General features: G+C 74.1%; 18 protein-coding genes and 1 pseudogene. 4 read left to right on the top strand and 15 right to left on the bottom strand.

Translation table 11 applies throughout. From position 1 onward, the window contains the following. Window positions 1-736 (top strand): annotated as a pseudogene (locus tag NH602_RS05440) (saccharopine dehydrogenase); the annotation flags it as partial. 40 nt (window positions 737-776) lie between these two features. Here the strand turns inward: NH602_RS05440 and NH602_RS05435 are convergent. Both NH602_RS05435 and NH602_RS05430 read right to left on the bottom strand, forming a co-directional pair. After that, window positions 777-1,715 (bottom strand): NAD(P)/FAD-dependent oxidoreductase, encoded by a 939-nt coding sequence (locus tag NH602_RS05435; protein WP_253067192.1) that lies wholly within the window; start codon window positions 1,713-1,715, stop codon window positions 777-779. Further along, a complete protein-coding gene (locus NH602_RS05430) occupies window positions 1,712-2,728 on the bottom strand; it encodes an LLM class flavin-dependent oxidoreductase (protein ID WP_253067191.1) in 1,017 nt (338 codons plus the stop codon). The genes NH602_RS05435 and NH602_RS05430 overlap by 4 nt, the downstream gene beginning before the upstream one ends. A 149-nt stretch (window positions 2,729-2,877) precedes the next feature. Between NH602_RS05430 and NH602_RS05425 the strand changes: the two genes are divergently transcribed. Continuing rightward, window positions 2,878-3,363 (top strand): CBS domain-containing protein, encoded by a 486-nt coding sequence (locus NH602_RS05425; RefSeq protein WP_253067190.1) that lies wholly within the window; start codon window positions 2,878-2,880, stop codon window positions 3,361-3,363. Between the two features lie 134 nt (window positions 3,364-3,497). After that, the gene (locus tag NH602_RS05420) at window positions 3,498-4,202 is read left to right on the top strand and encodes a DedA family protein (RefSeq protein WP_253067189.1); all 705 of its coding nucleotides are present in this window, start codon (window positions 3,498-3,500) and stop codon (window positions 4,200-4,202) included. A gap of 796 nt (window positions 4,203-4,998) precedes the next feature. Here NH602_RS05420 and NH602_RS05415 read toward each other — a convergent pair. The 13 genes from NH602_RS05415 to NH602_RS05355 form a co-directional block, all read right to left on the bottom strand. Continuing rightward, a complete protein-coding gene (locus NH602_RS05415) occupies window positions 4,999-5,811 on the bottom strand; it encodes a mycofactocin-coupled SDR family oxidoreductase (RefSeq protein WP_179760429.1) in 813 nt (270 codons plus the stop codon). Window position 5,812: 1 nt separating this feature from the next. Then, a complete protein-coding gene (locus tag NH602_RS05410) occupies window positions 5,813-6,904 on the bottom strand; it encodes an agarase (protein WP_253067188.1) in 1,092 nt (363 codons plus the stop codon). After that, window positions 6,901-7,818, bottom strand: coding sequence for an alpha/beta fold hydrolase (locus NH602_RS05405; protein WP_237453857.1), 918 nt, complete (start codon window positions 7,816-7,818; stop codon window positions 6,901-6,903). The genes NH602_RS05410 and NH602_RS05405 overlap by 4 nt, the downstream gene beginning before the upstream one ends. 13 nt (window positions 7,819-7,831) lie before the next feature. After that, window positions 7,832-8,701, bottom strand: a complete 870-nt coding sequence (locus NH602_RS05400) for a sugar phosphate isomerase/epimerase family protein (protein ID WP_179760431.1) — start codon at window positions 8,699-8,701, stop codon at window positions 7,832-7,834. Next, entirely contained in the window at window positions 8,698-9,540 is an 843-nt protein-coding gene (locus tag NH602_RS05395; protein ID WP_179760432.1) for a sugar phosphate isomerase/epimerase family protein, read from the bottom strand. The genes NH602_RS05400 and NH602_RS05395 overlap by 4 nt, the downstream gene beginning before the upstream one ends. A gap of 10 nt (window positions 9,541-9,550) precedes the next feature. Further along, a complete protein-coding gene (locus NH602_RS05390; RefSeq protein ID WP_139282681.1) occupies window positions 9,551-10,576 on the bottom strand; it encodes a rhamnose ABC transporter substrate-binding protein in 1,026 nt (341 codons plus the stop codon). Between the two features lie 11 nt (window positions 10,577-10,587). Next, window positions 10,588-11,616: an ABC transporter permease gene (locus tag NH602_RS05385; protein WP_179760433.1), complete on the bottom strand. Its 1,029-nt coding sequence runs from the start codon at window positions 11,614-11,616 to the stop codon at window positions 10,588-10,590. Then, on the bottom strand, window positions 11,613-12,626 hold the full coding sequence (locus NH602_RS05380; protein WP_073573999.1) for an ABC transporter permease: 1,014 nt from the start codon (window positions 12,624-12,626) through the stop codon (window positions 11,613-11,615). The genes NH602_RS05385 and NH602_RS05380 overlap by 4 nt, the downstream gene beginning before the upstream one ends. Further along, window positions 12,613-14,121, bottom strand: a complete 1,509-nt coding sequence (locus tag NH602_RS05375; protein ID WP_179760434.1) for a sugar ABC transporter ATP-binding protein — start codon at window positions 14,119-14,121, stop codon at window positions 12,613-12,615. Before NH602_RS05375 ends, NH602_RS05380 begins: the two co-directional genes overlap by 14 nt. After that, window positions 14,118-15,695: a GMC family oxidoreductase gene (locus tag NH602_RS05370; protein ID WP_073574000.1), complete on the bottom strand. Its 1,578-nt coding sequence runs from the start codon at window positions 15,693-15,695 to the stop codon at window positions 14,118-14,120. The genes NH602_RS05375 and NH602_RS05370 overlap by 4 nt, the downstream gene beginning before the upstream one ends. A gap of 129 nt (window positions 15,696-15,824) precedes the next feature. Then, window positions 15,825-16,745 (bottom strand): sugar phosphate isomerase/epimerase, encoded by a 921-nt coding sequence (locus NH602_RS05365; RefSeq protein WP_179760435.1) that lies wholly within the window; start codon window positions 16,743-16,745, stop codon window positions 15,825-15,827. Next, on the bottom strand, window positions 16,742-17,785 hold the full coding sequence (locus NH602_RS05360; RefSeq protein WP_161152089.1) for a Gfo/Idh/MocA family protein: 1,044 nt from the start codon (window positions 17,783-17,785) through the stop codon (window positions 16,742-16,744). The genes NH602_RS05365 and NH602_RS05360 overlap by 4 nt, the downstream gene beginning before the upstream one ends. A gap of 14 nt (window positions 17,786-17,799) precedes the next feature. Next, complete coding sequence (locus NH602_RS05355) at window positions 17,800-18,657, bottom strand: sugar phosphate isomerase/epimerase (RefSeq protein ID WP_073574003.1); 858 nt, start codon at window positions 18,655-18,657, stop codon at window positions 17,800-17,802. 130 nt (window positions 18,658-18,787) lie between these two features. On the opposite strand from NH602_RS05355, the gene NH602_RS05350 reads away from it, so the two are divergent. Further along, the gene (locus NH602_RS05350; protein WP_253067187.1) at window positions 18,788-20,080 is read left to right on the top strand and encodes an ROK family transcriptional regulator; all 1,293 of its coding nucleotides are present in this window, start codon (window positions 18,788-18,790) and stop codon (window positions 20,078-20,080) included. Window positions 20,081-20,135: the final 55 nt, after the last annotated feature.

Genomic DNA, 20,135 nt, shown 5'->3' with positions numbered 1-20,135 from the left:
GGCGCACCTCGTGGATCCGGCCGGCGACCTGGACCCGTTCCCGACCGGCGACCGCTGCGTCGTGCTGGGCACGGGTGTGGTGCCCGGGCTGTCGGGGCTCCTGCCGCGCCTGCTCCCGCCGGGGGCCCGGCGGCTGGACCTCTACGCCGGTGGCGCCGATCGGCTGACCCCGGCCGCGGCGGCGGACGTGCTGCTGTCGGTCCCGCCCCGCTACGGGCTGCCCCGGGCGCTGTGGCGCGACGGCGGACCCGTCGAGGCCGCGCTGGCGGTGCAGCCCGCGGTGTCGCTGCCGGGGTTCGACGGTCCGGTGCACGCCGTGCCGCTGCTCACCGCCGAGGCGCAGCGCCTGGCCGCGGACACCGGTGCGGAGCAGCTGCGGGCCTACTCGGTGTTCCCGGGGCCGGGGCTGCCGGACACCCTCGCGTCCGCCTGGGCGTCGGGCGACCCGCTGGCGCACGTCGACGCCGTCATCGCCGCCGCCGACGCCGACGTGGCCGCGCACGGCGTCGCCATCACCCTGCTCGCGTCGGCGCGCTACGCCGACGGGGCCCGCCGCACGCTGCTGCGGTCCACCGACTCGCTCGCCCTGACCGGCGCGTTCACCGCGCTCGCCGTGACCGACGTGCTGGCGGGCCGGGTCCCGCACGGGGTCGGCCGGGCCGCCGAGGTGCTCGACCCGGTGACGACGGCCGCCCGGCTGGCCGCCGACCCCTCGGTGGACGAGCTGCGGTACTGACCCGGGCGCCCCGGGCCGGCGTCCGGGGCGCCCGCCGGGCTCAGCCCTGGCCGGGGGCGACCGGCAGCCCGGTCCGGAACAGCTCCTGCTCCAGCCACACCGCCGCGGCGACGCCGCTCCCGGCGCCCACGCTCACCAATGTCACGCCGTCGGGCAGGCCGGGCTGACGGGCCGCGTCGCCGGCGGCGGAGACCCCCGGGACCGAGGTCCGGCCGCACTCGTCGACGGCGATCGCGCCGTCGTCGAGCACGGTCGCGCCGAGGCTCCCGGCCAGTACGTTGCCGGGGCGGGTCGGGGCGCGGTGGTAGATGCCGTCGCGGGCGAGGGTGGTGCCGTCGGCGAAGCGGAGCTCGAGCGCGCCCAGGTCGCCGTCGATCGCCGTGATCGGGGACTCCACGACCCGCACGCCGCCCGCCTCCAGGTTCGCCGCGACCCAGCCGGGCAGCTCGGCGGGGCCGTGGGTGGCGAGGACGACGTCGTCGCTGAACCGGTCCCGCACGTAGGCGGCGAGCATCCCGGCCAGGCCGTTGCCGATCACCACGAGCGCCATGCCGGTGGTCTCGTAGCCGTGGCAGAACGGGCAGTGGAACACCGAGCCGCCCCACCGCTGCGCCAGCCCGGGCACGTCGAGCGGCTCGTCGACCTGGCCGCCGGCCAGCAGCAGCCGACGCGCCCGCACGACGGCGCCGTCGTCGAGGTCGAGGGTGAAGTCGTCGAGGGCGCCGCGCACGCCGACGACCCGGCCCGCCCGGCGGGTCGCCGTCGGGTAGGCGTCGACCTCCGCGCGGCCGTCGGCGAGCAGCTGCGCCGGGTCCGCGCCGTCGCGGCCGAGGTACATGTGCATCTCGGCGGCCGGGGCGTTGCGCGGCTCGCCGGCGTCGACGAGCAGGACGCGACGCCGCTGGCGGCCGAGCACGAGGGTCGCCGACAGGCCCGCGGGCCCACCGCCGACGACCACCACGTCGTAGGTGTCGTTCACGCGTTCTCCAGTTCAGTGCGGACGGCGGGCAGGACCTCGGTCGCGAGGCGTTCGACGTTGGCGAGCACCGCGTCGTGCTCACCGAAGGACTCGACGTGCAGCAGCACCCGGCCGGCCCCGCTCCCCCGGACCAGGTCGACGAGCCGGCGGGCACAGAGCTCGGGCGGCCCGATCGGCTGGCGGGCGAGGATGCCCGCGGCCAGCTCGTCGGGGGTGGGCCGCGGACCGCGGTACTCCTCGACCATCACGTACTCGGCGTAGCCGGAGGCGAACACCGGCGCCAGCCGCTCGTGGACGACCCGTTCGGCCTCGGCGACCGAGTCGGTGACATGGGCCAGGGCCGCGGTGCCGTGCACCGGACGCGCCGCGGTGAGCTGCTCGTAGTCGGCGACCAGCCGTGCCTGCTCGTCGGCGGTCTGGGAGAAGAAGAACAGCATCGGCAGGCCGTGCCGGGCGGCCAGCTCCACCCCGGTGGCCGAGGTCGCGGCCACGTGTACCGGCGGGTGCGGACGCGTGTACGGCTCCGGGCCGGGTGCGACCTCGCGGAACCGGTAGTGCTCGGAGTCGGCGGACACCCGCCCGGTGAAGGAGTCGAGGACGAGGCCGAGCGCCTCGGGCAACCCGGTGCGCCACCGCTCGATGCCGGTGCCGAGGACCTCGTGGTCCACCACCGGCCCGGCCCGGCCGACGCCGAGGTCGAACCGGCCGCCGGAGAGCTGGTCGAGCAGCGCCGCCTGCTCCGCGACGTGCACCGGCGGGTGCGTCGGCAGGATCGTCACGGCCGTGCCGACCCGCACCCGCCGGGTGCGGCCGAGCAGGAACGCGGCCAGCGTCGTCGCGGAGGGGTTGACGCCGTAACCGGTCAGGAAGTGGTGCTCGGTGGTCCACACCGACGCGAACCCGTGCGCCTCGGCCGCCTGCGCGACGTCCGCGGCCAGCGCGAACACCTCGGTCGCGCTCTGCCCGGGGAAGCGGTGGGTGAACAGCATGACGCCGAACGACGGAGGGGACACGCCTTAACAGTAGCGGATGTCGTTATCGACTGATGGTGGTCGGTGGCCCGGGGCGGGGGCCGGACCGAGGGGCGCAGCGGGACCTCCGGCCCGTCCCTCAGGGGTCGTGGCGGGGCAGGCTGCGCGTGTCGGCCGACGGAGGGATCACGATGGGCCAGCAGGACGACCGCACACGATTCCGGCTCGACGCCCCGCCCGAGACCGTCGACGACGACCCGCAGCTGCACGCGGTCGTGGCCTCGCGCCTGGTCGCGGTCACCCCGCAGACCCCGGTCCGGACCGCGCTGGACCTGATGCTGGCCCACGACGTCCACCACCTCCCCGTGTTCGCAGGTCCGCGCTGCATCGGCCTCGTGGCCGAGTCCGACCTGCTCAGGGGCGTCGCCGCCCAGTGGGGCCCGCTGGGCCAGGCCGTCCTCACCGTCGCCGAGGTCCACGGCCCGGTCGCGGTACTGCCGTCCTCGGCGCCCCTGTCGGCGGCCGCCGCGGCGATGGCGGCCGACGGGCGGGACGCCGTCCTCGTCGCGGACGGCGACCGGATCGACGGCATCGTCACCGCCTCCGACGTCGTCGGCGTCGTCGCGCGCCGGGCCGGCGGTCGTCCACGCACGACACCGCTGCGGCCCCCGTCCTGACGCACCGGGCCGGCACCCGCCGGCGGCGGCCGACCACGTGGAGAGGGTCCCGCTCGACGCCGGACGGCCCTGCTGGCGTCCCGCCCGATGTCCGAGCGCGACGCGGGCCGGCGGCCGGGGAGCCGCGGGGCAGCGTGATCGCGGACGGCATGGCGGTGCTCGCGGGCGAGCTCGGGACGGGTCTGCTCGTCGTCGCGTCGGTCGCGCTGGTCGCGGAGTCGGGTCTGCTGATCGGCGTGGTGCTGCCCGGCATCAGCGTGACGGTCGGACTCGGCGTGCTCGCCGGCACCGGCACGGTGCCCGGTGTCGCCGCGGGTCTCACCGCCGCCGTCGCCGGCGCCGCCGGACCGAGCCTGGGCTACTGGCGGGGTCGCCGGGGCGGCCCGGCGGCGCTGCACAGCAGGCGCGGCATGCCGGCCGCGGCCGCCCGGGTGCTCCAGCTGGCCGAGCGTCGCCCGGTGCTCGCGGTCGCGCTCGGACAGTGGTTCGCGGTGGTCCGCACACTGGTCCCGCGCGTCACGTGCGGTGTCCTTCCGTACCACCGGTTCGCGGCGGTCAGCATCCCGGTGGCCTCCGTGTGGGGGCTCGCCACGTTCGCGCTGGGGGGTCTGCTCACCCGTGGCTCGGCGACCGCCGCCCGGCTGGTCGCGGCGCAGCAGGCGACCGCGCACCTGCTCCTCCTCGCCCTGCTGCTGGTGGTCGTCGGGATGCTCGTCCGCGGGTTGCGGCGGCGACGGCTCGGACAGCCGCCGGACTCGCCCCGCCCCCGCACACCGGCGGAAGCCGGACGCCGCCGGGCGGGACGGGCGTCGACGTCGACGGGTGACCGGCACGCGTGAGGAGGGCGGGCCGGTCACCCGTCCGGGCGCGCAGACCGACGGCGACGACGACGGCCTCGGAGCCGTCCGAGGCCGGACCGGTCCCGTCTCGGGAGGGGTCCCGGGACCACCGATCTAGCTTCGGTCCGTCCGCGACGACGACCGGCGGCGCACCCCGGAGGTGACGCCGCGACGAGGCAGGAGAGCAGATGACGAAGCGACTGGGCATCCTCATCGGTGGAGCGGCGATCGCCATGGGCGCATCGCTCGCCGTGGCCGCACCCGCGTTCGCGGATACGGTCGGCTGCTACAACAACAAGACGGTCTGTCAGCAGCAGGGCGCCAAGATCGTCAACGCGGCGCCCGGGGCCCCGACCACCTTCACCTGCATCGGGAACGGCAACCCCACCACCGACTCCCCCGCTGGGAGCTGCGGGTCTACTGACCCCCTCCCCGCGGCCCCGGGTGCCGGGGAGACGACGTGCCCCCGCCGGTCGCTCCCGGGGGCTCTCGACTCGGAGTGCTATCGGTGGTGCCCCCGAGAACCGCCCCGTTCCTCGACCCCGGTCGCCCCGGTGGACCGACCGACTACGGGTACGGGTGGCCCGGGCCGCCGAGCCGGACCACCCCGTGGTTCACCGACCCGGCCGGGGGCCACCCAGGCCGACGGTCTCGCTGACCGTCGAGGCGGCCCAGCACGGCATCGCGCTCCACGGCGGCAAGGCCTGCGTCGACCGGGCCGTCACCGACTACCCGATCGACCTCAGGACGCCACGGCAGGACGCGCGGTCCGGTGGCTGAGCACCACCGGTGCGGCCTACTTGAGCAGGAAGCCCGCGTCCACGGGGACGGTCGTCCCCGTGATCCACTTCCCGGCGTCGGAGCAGAGGAAGGCGATCACCTCGGACACGTCGGTCTCGGCCAGGGCGTCCACCGGCATCAGGTTGAACCGCATGGCGTTGCCCAGCTCCTCGTGCTCGGTCAGCCACTGCGGGAAGAAGTCGTTGTTCGACATCGGCGACGCGACGCCGGTGGGGTGGATGGTGTTCACTCGGATCGACTCCGGCGCGAGCTCCGTGGCCAGCGTGCGCATCAGGCCGACGATGCCGTGCTTGGCCGCCGTGTAGTGCGTGCAGCCGGCCACGCCGCGCAGCCCCGCGATCGACGACGTGATCACGATCGAGCCGCCGTCGCCGCCCGCCCGGATGTGCGGGACCACCGCCCGGCAGGCCTTGAACACGCCGGTCAGGTTGATGTCGATCATGTCGTCCCAGGCCTCGTCGGTGAGCTCCCAGGTGTTGTCCGACAGGCTCAGGATCCCGGCGTTGGCCAGCAGGATGTCGATGCGGCCGAACTCGCGCATCGCCGTGTCCGCCAGCCGGGCCATGTCCGCGGTGCGGCGCACGTCGCCCTCGAGCGCGATGCAGCGACGACCCAGCTCCTCCACCTGCGCGACGGTCTCCTCGAGGTCACCGGGGCGCCCGGTGGCGAACGGGACCGTGGGCACCTGCTCGGTGATGTCGCAGGTGACGATGTCGGCGCCCTCGCGGGCGAGGCGGAGCGCGTGCGCCCGTCCCTGCCCGCGCCCGCCGCCGGTGATCACCGCGACCTTGCCGTCCAGCTGTCCCATCTCAGTTCCCCTTCCGGTATGCCGCGGCGCGGCGGTTGTGTTCGGTGATCGCGTCGGTCAGGGGCCGGTAGGGCTCGTCCCACGGGTCCTTGAGCCCCCAGCCGCGCCCACCGGTGTTCTCGACGTAGCCGCACCAGTGCCACCCGGCGAACCAGGGCTCGTCGAGCAGGATCTCCATCGCGGCGCCGTAGTCCGCGCCGCGGGCGGCGTGGTCGGGCAGGCCCTCGCGGTGCGGGTCGAGCTCAGTCGGGGTCCAGTTCCCGGTGTCGGCGACGATCACCGGCTTGTCCCCGCACTGGGCACGCCAGCGGGCCAGGTCGTCGCGCATCCCCCGGCGCGACTCGTCGGTCGGCTCGGTGAAGTACTGCACGGACAGGACGTCGACGTGCGGGGCCATGGCCCGCAGCACCGGCTCCGGGATCCCCTTGTTCCCGTTGAACCGGTCGCCGAGGATCAGGTGGTGTGGGTCGTAGCGGCGGAGGGCCGTCGCGATCGTCTCGTAGTAGCGGCTGGCGACGTCGTAGAGCGCGCGTTCCCGTGCGCCCGGCTCCAGGCCGGCGAGCTCGGCGAAGTCCCGGCCGGACGCGTGCGGCAACCAGGCCGGGATGTCGACCAGGAAGTAGCCGAGCAGGTCCGGCGAGTCGGCGTGCTCCGCAGCGATCGCGCGGCCCAGGTGGTCGCACCAGTCGACGAAGTCGTCGTCGAGCGGCCGGAACGCCGGGTGACCGTTCCAGTCCTCGATCTCGGCCACCCGCACCTGGGCGACGTAGGGCATCCCCGCGCCGCGCAGCTCGGCAGCGGTCCACTGCTCGGAGTGCTTGAGGTCGATCGGGTCGCCGAACCAGTCCAGCGCCTCGCCCCAGCCGCCCGCGACGTACTCGCTCGTCCACCCCAGCGTGTTGAACCCCCACCCGTGCAGGTCCGCGACGACGCCGTCACGGATCCAGCGCTGCCGCGACCCGTAGCGTTCGCGCCACACGTCGACGGCACGGGGGAACTTCAGTGCCGCCTCGTCGGTGTGGTTGAGGCCGAGCGACAGGAACGGGTTCCCGTCCGGGCCGACGAGCCGGCCGTCACGGACCGCGTAGGTCATGCCGTCTCCCCGGCGAAGAAGCGCAGGTAGTGCCCGGCCAGCTCCGCGGGCGACTCCTCGGCGAGCTGGTGGCCCCACGGCAGGATCACCGCGCGGACGTCGTCGGCGACCTCGCGCATCTGCCGCTCGTTGTCGGCACCGATGAAGTGCTCGCTGCCCACGGCCAGCACCGGCATCGGGAGCCGGGTCCGCGCGGACTCCCGGTTCTGGTCGCCGTCGGTGAGCGTGGCCCGGTAGATCTCGCACATGCACCGGACGCCACCGGGCGAGGAGTAGCAGCGCACGTACTCGTCGAGCGCGTCGGGGGTGATCGCCGACGGATCGTGGGTCTCGTGCTTCATGAAGTAGGAGAAGTACTCCCGCTCGTGGCCGCTGATCAGCATCTCGGGGAACTCGGGCACGGAGTAGAAGTTGATGTGCCACAGCCACACGTAGCTGCGCACGTTGTCCGGGGTCAGGAACGAGTAGTCCTCGAGCCCGAACCCGGGGAGGATCATCTCCTGGTAGACGAGCTGCTGGACGCGGTCGGGGTGGTTGGCCGCGAGCTGGTACGCCGCCGCGGCGCCCCAGTCCTCACCGACCACCCGGAAGCGGTCGTGGCCGAGCTCGGTCATCAGCTCCGCGAAGTCCTCGGCGACGTTCGCCATGTCGTAGCCACCGACGGCGTGCTCGGAGTCGCCGAGACCGCGCATGTCCGGCACCACGACCCGGTGGTGCGGGGTCAGCAACGGAATCACGTGCCGCCAGTGGTAGGAGGTCTTGGGCACCCCGTGCAGCAGCAGGACGGGCTCGCCCTCGCCCGCGGTCAGGTAGTGCAGACGGACGCCGTTGACCGTGGCCCGGCCGTGCCGGACCCGTTCACCGTGGTGGTCGACGATCTCCATGGGGTTCGCTCCCTCGTAGGTGGTGGTCATTGCTCCGGGGCCGTCACGAACGGACCCGGCGGACGTCCGCCGAGCGCAGGAATGCGATCGCGTCGCGGGCCAGTGCGTGCGGCGAGTCCGCGACCGGGCGCCACAGCGACACGGCGCGGGCGATCTCGGCCACGGTGGGCAGGAACGACTCGACGACGACCTGGCCGCGGTAGCCGATGTCGTCGAGCGCGCCGAAGAACTCCGCCCACGGCACGTGCCCGCTGCCCGGCGTCCCCCGGTCGTTCTCGGCGACCTGGACGTGGAACACCCGGTCACCGGCGAGCCGTACGGCGTCGCCCAGGTGCTTCTCCTCGATGTTCATGTGGAACGTGTCCAGCAGCAGGCCGACGTTGTCCCGGCCGGTGGCGGCGCACAGCTCCAGGCCCTGCTCGACGGTGTTGACCAGGTCGGTCTCGAACCGGTTCAGCGGTTCGACCGCCAGCGCGACGCCGCGCTCCGCGGCATGGTCGGCGGCCTCCCGGATGCTGGCCGTGGCCCACCGGAACTGCCGGGCACGCTCGTCCGGCGGGAGCATCCGGGCCCTGCCGGTCGTCGCGTACATCGGCCCGGCGACGTGCGGCGAACCGACCTCGGCGGCGAGGTCGATGCAGCCGCGCAGGTAGTCCACCCCCTGCCGGCGCCGGGCCGGGTCGTCGTGGGACAGGTCGCGCTCGGGCCCGAACGCGCCGCACACACCCACGGCCAGGCCGGTCTCCCGGGCGGCCGCGCTCAGCACCGGTGCCGACAGGACCGCCGGGTCCTCCACGCACACCTCGACGAGGTCGTAGCCGAGCGCCGCGACCTGCTCGAACGCCGGCCGCACGGCGTCGTCGGAGAACGGGGACGCCAGCAGGAACGTGCTCAGGCCGAGTGGACGGCTCACGTGCGCTCCCCCAGCCCGGCCAGGACGGCCCTGGTGTGGGCGATCGCGGCCCCGGTGTAGAGGTCGCCGAACTCGGGGGCGCCCGCACCGGAGAGCACCCCCCACACGTCGCCGGCCGCGGGCAGCAGCTCGTAGGAGATCCAGCCCTCGTAACCGATGTCGGCGATCGCGGCGAGGACCGGGGCGAAGTCGAGGTGCCCGTAGCCCGGGGCGGCGCGGTTGGAGTCGGCCAGGTGCACGTGGGTCAGACGGGCCCCGGCACGGCGGATCGCGGCCGCGATGTCGGTCTCCTCGATGGCCATGTGGAAGGTGTCGGCCATGACGCCGACGGCCGGGCGGGCGACCTCGTCGACGAACGCGATGGCCTGGTCCATCCGGTTGATCAGGTAGGTCTCGTAGCGGTTCCACGGCTCGACCGCGATCCGCACCCCGCGCTCCCCCGCGTGGTCGCCGACCGCGCGTGCGGCCTCGACCGCCCACTGCCACTCCCGGGCGCGCTCGGCGCCGGGGACGATCTTCATGCAGGCCGTCGGGGTGAACGTGACGACCTCGGCACCGAGCGCGGCGGCGTGGTCGACGTTGCCGCGCACGTAGTCCACGGCACGTCGTCGCACGGCGGGATCGGTGCTCACGATGTCGCGCTCGGGCGTGAAGATGCTGATGATCGAGGATGCGACCAGGCCGTGCCGGTCCAGGTCGGCGCGGATCCGTCCGGGGTCCTGCTCGGCGGGTTCCCCGACGAGCTCGACGCCGTCGTAGCCGTACCGGGCCAGCCGGGCGATCCCCTCCGACAGCGGCTCCCGGCCGTAGGCCAGGGTGTTGTACGTGTAGCGGAACATGTCTCCTCGCTCAGCCGGTGGTCTCGAAGTCGTGCAGGTGGCGACCGACGTTGTCCCGGGTGAACGTGATCGGGTGGCCCATCACGATCTCCCCGCCGGGCCCGACGGTCCGGCGCCCCAGGCGCCCGGCGTCGAAGGTCTCGCCCGGCCGGCCGGTGATCTCGCCCGCGGTGTAGGCGGCGGCCGCGTAGTAGGTCAGGTAGCCCAGGTCGCGGGGGCTCCACAGCACGTAGGCCGGGACCCGGCCGCTGGTGAGCAGCTGGGCCTGGGTGCCCGGGTTGCCCAGGCCGGTGACCACCACGCGGTCGGCCACACCCAGGTCGGTGGCGGCCTTGACGGCGGCCTCCATCGCGATCGGGGTCGGCGCCATGATCCCCCGCAGGTCCGGGTGGGCCCGCAGCAGCGCGACGGCGGCGTCGTAGCTCTTCTTCGCGTCGTCGTCGCCGTAGGAGGTCTTGACCAGGCGCATGCCGCGGTACTGCGGTGTGGCGAGCTGGGCCTTCATGACGTCGATCCAGCCGTTGGTCACCTCGGCCGTGCTCTGGGAGGACACGATGCCGAACTCGCCGGTGCCGCCCATCGCCCGGGCGAGGATGTCGAACTGGGCGCGGCCGAGCTCGTCGGCCGTGGCCATGTTGACGAACAGACCCCGCGAGCCGTCGCTGACGTCGGCGTCGTAGCTGATGACCCGCGACCCGTCGGCGCGGGCGGCGTCCAGCGCCGGCGCGACCGCCGACGAGTCCACCGCGGAGATGCCGATCACGCAGGAACCACGCTGGCGTCCACTCTGGATGCGCTGGATCTGCCCGGTGACGTCGCCGGCCGCGGGGCCGACGAACGACAGGTCACCGCCGAGCTCGCGCTGGGCGTCGACCATCCCGGTGCGCACCGCGGCGAAGTACGGGTTGTCGGTGCTCTTGGGGATCATGGTCAGGTTGCAGTCCGCGACCGGCCGCGGCGGCGGTGGTCCGGACGGCTCGGCGGCCGCGCACGCGGTGAGCGTCAGCAGCGCCGCCACCGCGACGGCGGCTCCCACGCCGGGGCGCCTCACCGGACGCTCCCGGCCGCGCGGCGGCGTTCCCGCCACGCGGTCACCCGCCGGGACACCGCGGGCACGACGACCGCGCCGACCATCAGCAACCCGGTCACCATGTACTGCACGGCGGTCTCGGCGTCGGCCAGCGTCATCCAGCTCGTGAGGACCGTGACCAGCAGCAGGGCCAGCAGCACCCCCACGAACGAGCCCTTCCCGCCGTACATGCTGATCCCGCCGATCAGCACGATGCCCACCACGATCAGCTCCAGGCCGGTGCCGTTGCTGGCACGGACGGTGCTGACGTATCCGGCGTAGGCGATGCCCGCCACCGCGGCCACGACGCCGGAGACCACGAACAGGCCACGCTTGACCGCGCCCACCCGCAGCCCGGAGAAGCGGGCCACCCGGGCGTTGCTGCCGATCGCGAACACGGCCCGGCCCACCGTGCCGCGGTGCATCAGCACCGCCGCCGCGACGGCCAGCACGACGAAGGCCACGAAGCCGTAGGGCACCAGGGTGCCGGGCAGGTTCTCCTGGGCGAACGTGGTCAGCCCGGGCGGCAGGTCGCTGATGCCCCGGTTCTCCAGCAGCACGTAGGACAGCCCGCGGTACAGGCCCAGCGTCCCGATCGTGACGATCAGCGACGGCAGCCCGACGTCCACCACGAGCAGTCCGTTGACGAGCCCGGCCAGCGCCCCGGTCAGCACACCCAGCCCGATCGCGGGCCAGGTGCCCAGGCCTCCGGACACGGCCAGGCCGAACACCGTCGCGGAGAGCGCGAACGTCGACGCCACCGAGAGGTCGATCTCCCCGGCGACCATCAGCCACGCCATCGGCACGACCATCAGGCTCAGCCCGAGCGCGCCGGTCGCCGAGATGGAGAAGTTCTGGCCGGTCGCGAAGTACGGGCTGGTGACCGAGGCGGCCAGCAGGGCCAGGACCACCAGTGCGGAGAGCGTGATCTCCCAGGTGCCGAACCAGGTCGGGAGCCGTCGCACGGGGGTGGCGACGGGTCGCAGCTCGGTCGTCTGCGCGGTCATGTGGACACTCCTCGGGATTCCAGGCGGCGCCGCAGGACCAGGTCGAGGGTGATGGCCAAGATGATCACCAGTCCCTGGACGGCCTGCAGCCAGAACGCGGAGACGTCGGCGAGCGCCAGTCCGGTGCCGATCACGGACAGGATCGCGGCGCCCAGCACGACCCCGCCGACGGTGCCGACCCCGCCGGTGATGCTGACGCCGCCGACGACGACGGCGGCCAGGACGACGAGCTCGAAGCCGGTCGCCACGGAGGAGTCGACCGTGCCGTAGCGGGCGCCCCAGAGGACCCCGGCGAGGCCGCACAGCAGCCCGGTGGCGGTGTAGGCCCCGAACACCAGCCGCTTCGAGGCGATGCCGGTCCGTTCGGCCGATGCGGGGGCGCTGCCCACGGCGAGCATCGCGCGGCCGGTGACGGTGTGCCGGACGACCAGGTGCGCCAGCGCGGCGACGGCCAGCGCGTAGAGGACCATCAGCGGGATCCCGAGCACCGTCCCGGTGGCGATCGCCGAGTAGGAGGCCGGCAGGTTCTGCGCGGTGATCTGCGAGCTGCCCGCCCACGCGGAGTTGAGCCCGCGGAAGATGTAGAGCGTGCCCAGTGTGACCATGATCGAGGGCACCTTGAGCGTCGCGACCAGGGCGCCGTTCACCGCGCCCAGGGCCGCCCCGAGCAGGCAGGCGGCCAGTACCGACAGCGCTACCGGCAGCCCGGGGACGGCTGCGGTGAGACCGGCCGCGAGGTAGGCGGTGAGCCCGACCGTGGACCCGACCGAGACGTCGATGTTGCGGGTGAACAGCACGAGGGCCTGGCCGACCGCGACGATGAGCACGATGGCCAGGTCGGTGCCGATCTGGGCGAACGTGTCACCGGTGGCGAACCGGGGTGTGAACGTCGCGAACGACACCACGAGCACGACCAGGACGACGCCGAGGCCCGCCTCCCGGGGGATCCGCCGCCGGACCCCCGGCGTGGGTCCCGCCTCCGGCGCGGTGCGCGTGTCAGATGTGGACATCGGCCACCTGCCCGGTCATCGCGGCGAGAACCTGTCCCGCGTCGAACGGACGCCGGTCGAACCCGGGCCCCTGGGCACCGCGGTAGAACGTGACCACGCGATCGGACACCGACAACAGCTCCTCGAGCTCGTTGCTGATCAGGAGGATGGTCAGGCCGCGTCCGGCCAGCTCGGAGACGAGCCGGTGCACCTCGGCCTTGGCACCGACGTCGATGCCCTTGGTCGGGTCGTCGAGGATCAGCACCGACGGGTCGGTGGCCAGCCACTTCGCGATGACGACCTTCTGCTGGTTGCCCCCGGACAGCTGGCCCAGCAGCTGGTCCGGACCGCTGGTGCGGATGCCGAGCCGCTCGATGTAGTCCTCCGCGAGCGCGCGGTCGGCGCGCGGGGAGAGCAGACCGAACCGGGGCCGCCGCTCCAGCAGCGCCAGCGGCAGGTTGAAGGCGATCGAGTGCTCCAGCACCACGCCCTCGGACTGCCGGTCCTCGGGCACATAGGCGATCCCGTGGCGCATCGCCTGCTGCGGCGTCGCGATGTCCACCGGGATGCCGTCGAGCAGGATCTCGCCGGTGTCGGCCGGTTCGAGTCCGAACAGCCCATGGGCGATCTCCGTCCGACCGGCGCCGACCAGCCCGGCCAGGCCGAGGATCTCGCCGCGGCGCGCGGTGAACGACACGTCGGTGTAGGCGCCCCGCCTGCCCAGGCCGCGCACCTCCAGGCGCACCGGCCCGAGCTCGACGTCGGCCTTCGGGAACACCGTCTCCACCGAACGGCCGACCATGTGCCCGACCGCCGACTCCGGGGTGAACTCGTGCGCCGGACCGGAGACGACCGTGGCCCCGTCGCGGGAGACGCTCACCCGGTCGGCGAGCGCGAACACCTCGTTCAGCCGGTGGCCGACGAACAGCACCGCGACGCCGTCGGCCTTGAGCCGGGCGATGATCTCCATCAGCCGGTCCACCTCCCGGGTGGACAGCGCCGCGGTGGGCTCGTCGAGCACCAGCAGCCGGGTGTCCGCGTCGAGTGCCTTGGCGATCTCGAGCAGCTGCTGGTCCGCCGCGGACAGGAGCTTGACCTCGGCCGAGATGTCGAGCCGGACGTCCAGGCGGGCCAGTGCCTCGCGGGCGTGCCGGCGGACCGCGCCCCGGTCCAGCAGCCGGGTGCGCCTGCGGGGCGCGGGACCGGCCAGCATGATGTTCTCCGCCACCGTCAGGTCGGGGAACGTCACCGGGTGCTGGTGCACCACGGAGATACCCAGGGACCGCGAGACGCGCGGGTTCGGGATCGTCACCTCGGTGCCGTCCACGGCGATCGTGCCGGCGTCCGGCCGGTGCACGCCCGCCAGCATGTTGACCAGCGTGCTCTTGCCGGCACCGTTCTCCCCGAGCAGCGCGTGCACCTCGCCGGGGAACAGCTCCAGGTCGACGTGGCGGACCGCGACGACGCCGCCGAAGCGCTTCGCGACGCCGGACATCTCGACCACCGGGGTGCTCACGACGCCTCCGGGAAGGAGCGCCCGCGGGCCGCGGCGGCGAGCCGCTCCGCGGTCATCACGGTGGGCAGCATCGTGTTGGCGGCGGGCTCCACGGGGATCACCGAGGCGTCCGCGACCCGCAGACCGGCCAGTCCGTGCACCCTCCCGTCCTGGTCCACCACACCGCCGCGCCCGGCCGGGGCCATGGCGCAGGTGCCGGTGAAGTGGTAGCCCGACGCGGTCATGGTCTCGATCGCGGCGTCCAGGGCGGAGTCGTCGGCGACGGTGGCGGCGTCGAGCCCGATCGGCTCGTGCAGCATCCCGGCCAGCGGCTCGCCCGTGATGACGGCCCAGCCGAGCCGGACGATCTCGCGGATCGCGTCCCGGTCGACCTGCTCGGTCAGATAGCCCGGTGCGACCCGGGGCAGCACCGTCGCGTCGGTGGAGGTGATCCGCACCGTGCCGACCGAACGGGGCTTGTTCAGCACGCACCCCATCCCCGCGAGCTGGCCGTGGCCCGTCCCGCCGGTGCCGGCCAGCCCCCGCGCACCGGCCTCGGTGGTGGACACGTCGAGGTAGGTGAACATGGTCAGCTGCGCGTCGAGGGCGCCCGGCTGCGCCGCGGTCGAGGTGCGCAGCACCGTCTGCAGGCTGAAGTCCTCCGGAGCCCAGGTGCCCTCGCGCGGCGCGGCCAGCAGGGGCACCGAGAAGTGGTCGCCCAGGTTCTCCCCCACCGGAAGGTCCGCGACGACCGGGACGTCCAGCCCGGACAGCAGCGCCGCCGGACCCACCCCGGAGCGCTGCAGCAGGGCCGGGGTCTGGATCGCGCCGGCGGTGAGCACCACCTCGCCCGCGTCGATCACCGTGCCGTCGGTCAGCTCGACGCCGGTCGCGGTGGTGCCCCGGAGGACGACGCGCCGGACGTGGAGGTCACCGCGCACCGTCAGGCCGGGCCGTCCGCGGGCCGGCGCCAGGTGGGTCGCCGCGGTGGACATCCGGGTGGTGCCGACCCGGTTCATCGGGGCGGGACCGACGCCCTCGGCGTCCGGGGCGTTGAAGTCCGGCTGGTACCCGGCCCCGAGCGCCCGGCAGCTCCGCACGAACGCGGCCTGCAGCGGGGCGAACTCGTGTTCCTCGGCGCGTGCGATCGGGAACGCGCCGCCGCGGCCGTGGATGTCCGGGCCGGGGGCCGGGTCGTCCTCCAGCGCGCGGTAGGCGGCCAGCACGTGCGCCCAGTCCCAGCGCGGGTTGCCCCGCTCGGCCCACTCCCGGAAGTCGGCCGTGGCGCCGCGCAGCGAGATCATGCCGTTGATCGCCGAGCCGCCCCCGATCAGCCGGCCCTGCGGCACCGAGATCGGTGCGCCGCCGGCCCCCTCCGCGGCCAGCCCCCAGTCGTGGCGGGGGTCGACGTCCGCCGCGTGTCCGCGCATCGGGACCACCCGGCCCTCGAGCACGGCGGCCGGTACCGCGGTGGCGTAGTCGGGCCCGGCCTCGATCAGCAGCACCCGCCGGCCGGGGTCCTCACTGAGCCGGGCCGCCACGATGCAGCCGGCCGTCCCGCCGCCGACCACGACGACGTCGAAGGTCTCGCCCATCTCCCTAGCTCCTTTGCTGCGGGCAGTGCACGGGTGGGGGCCGGCCCCGGACGGGGCCGGCCGTGGTCCCGCCCTTCTCATCGAGGTGCGGGGGTGCAGGCGGGGCCCGGCCGGGCCCCGCCGAGCGGCTCAGGCCACGATCAGCGGCCGCAGGGTGCGGTGGGCGACCTCCAGACCGGTGTGGATCCGGTCCTCGGTGCCGCCCCAGACCGGGTCCTCGTGCTCGACCGAGAGCACGCCGTCGAAGCCGCCCTCGTAGAGGGTGTCGACGACCCGGCGCCAGTCCACGTCACCGAGTCCGGGCACGCGGTAACGCCACCAGCCGACGTCGAACGGGTCCTCGCGCACGACGGCCTTGCCCGGCCAGCCGTAGCGGTGGCGCCGCTCCGGGAAGAGCTGGATGTCCTTGGCCTGGGCGTGCGGGACGCGGTCGACGTAGGGACGCAGGGCCTCGACCGGGTCGATGCCCATCCACACCAGGTGGCTGGGGTCGTAGTTGAGGTAGAGCCCGAGCGAGAACATCCACTCCCACAGCTCCGGGGAGTAGGCGAGGTTGCCCGGGTAGCCGTCCGGGTGCCAGCCCTCCATCACGCAGTTCTCGACGATCAGCTTGACGCCGTGTTCGCCGGCCCGCTCCACCAGCGGTGGGAAGATCTCCTCGGCGTCGCGCAGGTTCTCCGCCACCGTCCGGCCGGGATGGCGCCCGACGAACGTCCCGACGGTCGGGCAGCCGAGCAGCGCGGCGGCGTCGATGCAGGCCGCGAGGTGGGCGTGCACGGCGGCGCGTTCGGCCGGGTCGGGGTGCAGGTTGTTGTCGTAGAACGCCAGCGAGCTCAGCGTCAGACCGTGCTCGTCGAACAGCGCGCGCGTGGTGTCGGCCTCGCGCTCGCCGAACGCGGCGACGTCGAGGTGGCTGGCGGTGAACGGCCGGTCGCCGATCGCCGGCCAGGCCGCCACCTCGAGGGCCTCGTAGCCCGCTCCCGCGGCCCATCGGGCGATCTCGTCCAGCGGCCGATCGGGCAGACAGGCGGTGAGCATTCCGAGTTTCACGAGGGCACCTCCACCCAGGTCGAGGACTCCGACGAGCGGATCACCGCGTCGGTCAGTGCGGCAGCACGCAGGCCGTCGGCGAACGTGGGCAGCCCGTCCGGTGCATCGCCGTGGACCGCGGAGTAGGTGTCGGCCACGAACGCGTTGAAGCAGTCCTGGTAGCCCTGCGGGTGGCCGGGCGGGAGCAGTGAGTACCGTGCCGCGGCCGGCGAGTACGCGGGCGCGCCGCGGTGCAGCACCCGGTCGCCGTCGCGGTCACCGATCCACAGCTGTTCGGGCGACTCCTGGTCGAAGCGGTAGGCCGCCCGCTCGCCGTCGAGGGAGATGCGCAGCGCGTTGCGCCGGCCGAGCGCGGTCTGGCTGACCACGACCGAGCCGGTGGCGCCGCTGTCGGTCTCGAACTGGACGGTGCTGGCCGTGCCCCCGCCCGCGGTCGCGGCGAGCAGGCGGGTGATCCGGTGCCCGCTGGTGAACTCGACCAGGTCGCACCAGTGCACACCGACGTCGGCGAACGCACGGTGCGCGCCGCCCTCGGCGGCGTCGCCGCGCCATCCGGCCGGCGCTCCGGCCGCCTGCCAGTCCTGGAGGTAGGCACCGTGCAGCAGGTGCAGCGGCCCGGCCCCGCCCGCGTGGACCCGGGCCCGGATCTCCCGGGCCGCGGGGTGGAAGCGGTAGACGAAGGGCACCGTCGCGACCCGGCCTCGGGCCGCGGCGACCAGCGCCCGCGCGTCGTCCAGCGTCGTCGCGAGCGGCTTCTCGCAGACCACCGTCTTGCCCGCGGCCAGCGCCCGGCGGGCCAGGGCGACGTGGGTGGAGTTCGGGGAGCACACGTGCACCACGTCGACGTCGTCGGCGTCGATCAGGGCGTCGCCGCTCACGGCCGCGGTGCGGGCACCGAGGCGGACGGCGGCCTCCTCCGACCGGTCGGGGCGCGAGGCCGCGACGCGGGTCACCTCGCCCCCGGCCGCCCGGACGGCGTGTGCGTGCACGCCGCCGATGAACCCGGCGCCGATGATCCCGGCGCGGAGCCTGTCCGCCATCGGTTGCTCCTGTCTCAACTCGTCGTCACGGTCAGCCCGGCCCGGTCCAGCGCGCCGTCGAGCCAGGCGCGGCTGATCCGTGCCGCCTCGGCCGGGTCGCCGTCGTAGGAGTCCAGCTCGACGACCAGCCAGTCGTCGTAGCCGACCTCGGCGACGGCGGCGAGCACACCGTCCAGGTCGAGCACGCCGCGGCCGAGCGGCAGGAACGTCGCACCGTCGGCCCCGAGGTCCTTGAGGTGCACGTGCCGGATCCGGTCCGCGTGGCGACGGATCAGCGCGGCCGGGTCGCCACCACCGGCGGCCAGGTGGGCGGTGTCCGGGCAGAAGCCGATCGTGGACCGGGAGAACACGGCCTCGATCTGTTCCGGGGACTGGCCGATCGTGCCCAGGTGCGGGTGGTAGCAGGCGGACAGGCCGTGTTCCGCCGCGATCCCGGCGACCGTGTCGAGGGCCCGGGCGAGCCGGTCGTGGTCGCCGTCGGCGATCCCCTGCGCTCGCGGCGCACCGCCACCGACCACCAGCTGTGCCGCGCCGAACCGGGCGGCGTCCTCAGCGGCCCGGCGCACCCGGTGCAGTTCATCGGGCAGGATCTCGGGGTAGACGAAGTTCCCGCCCGTGTAGACCCCGACCAGCGACAGCCCGGTCTCGTCGAGCAGCCGGTGCAGTGAGCCGGGGTGGTCGTCGCGGACCTCGGCGAACTCGCGCACGTTCCCGTCGAACATCTCGACGCCCCGGTAGCCGGCGGCGGAGATCTCGCGCAGCGCCCGGTCCATGTCTCCGGGGACCCGGTAGACGAGGTCCTTGACGCTGGTCACCCCGGCCGCGGCGCCGGTGACGCCGCCCCACGTGATCGAGTGATAGCCGAGACGCACGACCCACCTCCTTCGGTGCGGCCACGGCGCCGCACTTGCGATCGATGCGATGACAGTAAAGTTTGATCTGCACAAAAGTCAATGGACTATCCTCGGAAGCCTGGCCGAGGCGGAACGAGGAGGTCGCCGAGTGGGACCGTCCGTGCAAGGGGTCGCGCCGGACCAGCTGGACACGCTGGTCACCGTGCTCGACCTGGTTCGTTCCGGCGGCGCGCGCACACGTCCGGAGCTGGCCCGTCGCTCCGGGCTGGGGCGCACGGTCGTCTCGCAGCGGCTCGGGCAGCTGGAGGCAGCGGGTCTGGTGACCGAAGGCGACCTCGGCACGTCCACCGGCGGCCGAGCGCCGCGCGAGCTGCGCTTCCGTGCCGATGCGGGGGTGCTGCTGGTGGCCTCGCTCGGGGTGACCGGATTCGACGCCGGTGTGGCCGACCTGAGCGGACGTCTGGTCGACCACCGGAGTCGCGCCTGGGACATCGCCACCGGGCCGGAGGCCAGCCTGAGCCGGGTGGAGAGCCTGTTCGACGAGCTGCTCGCCGACCGGGGCGCTCCCGCCGTCTGGGGCGTCGGTCTGGGGGTGCCGGGCCCCGTCGAGTTCGCCTCCGGCCGTCCGGTGGCGCCACCGATCATGCCGGGCTGGGACGGCTACCCGGTCCGCGACCGGCTGGCCACCCGCTACGACGCGCCCGCGTTCGTGGACAACGAGGTCAACCTGATGGCGCTGGGCGAGTACCGGGCGGGCCGGGGGGTCGGATCCCCCGACCTGGTCCTGGTCAAGATCGGTACCGGGATCGGGGCGGGACTGATCTCCGGCGGACGGCTGCACCGCGGCGCGCAGGGCTCGGCGGGCGACATCGGACACGTCGGGTTGACCGGATCGGTCCCCGGCGCGGAGCAGGTGGTGTGCCGTTGCGGCAACGTCGGCTGCCTGGAGGCGTTCGCGGGCGGCGCCGCACTGGCCCGGGATGCGACGGCGGCCGCCCTGGACAACCGGGGGGAGCACCTGACCGAGCGGCTGGCGAAGGCGGGCGAGATCACGTCCGACGACGTCGTGCGCGCCGCCGAGTTCGGCGATCGGGTCGCGGTCGAGCTGTTGTCGCGTGCCGGTCGCCTGGTCGGCGACACCGTGGCGGCCATCGTCAACTTCTTCAACCCGTCGACGATCCTGCTCGGCGGCCGGGTCGGGACCTCCGGCGATCTGCTGTTGGCCGGGGTTCGCCAGTCGGTCTACCGCCGGTCTCTGCCGCTGGCCACCCGCGACCTGCAGATCGCGCGGGCGTCGCTGGGCGAACGAGCGGGCCCGACCGGGGCGGGCTGCATGGTCGTCGACGAGCTGTTCGGCCGGGACCTGCTGGCCCGGTGGATCCCGCACGGCAGCCCCGCCGGGATGCCTGGGCTGCATCCGAGCTCGCGCGCAGACGCCTGACGGGACAGCGGTCCACGGCCCAGCCGGCGCCGAACCGTCGGGGCCCGCGGCTCGC

The organism is Pseudonocardia sp. McavD-2-B, assembly GCF_024124365.1.
Taxonomy (GTDB): Bacteria; Actinomycetota; Actinomycetes; order Mycobacteriales; family Pseudonocardiaceae; genus Pseudonocardia; species Pseudonocardia alni.
The sequence above is the reverse complement of the archived record's forward strand: the minus strand, read 5'-3'. Positions and strand labels throughout refer to the sequence as shown.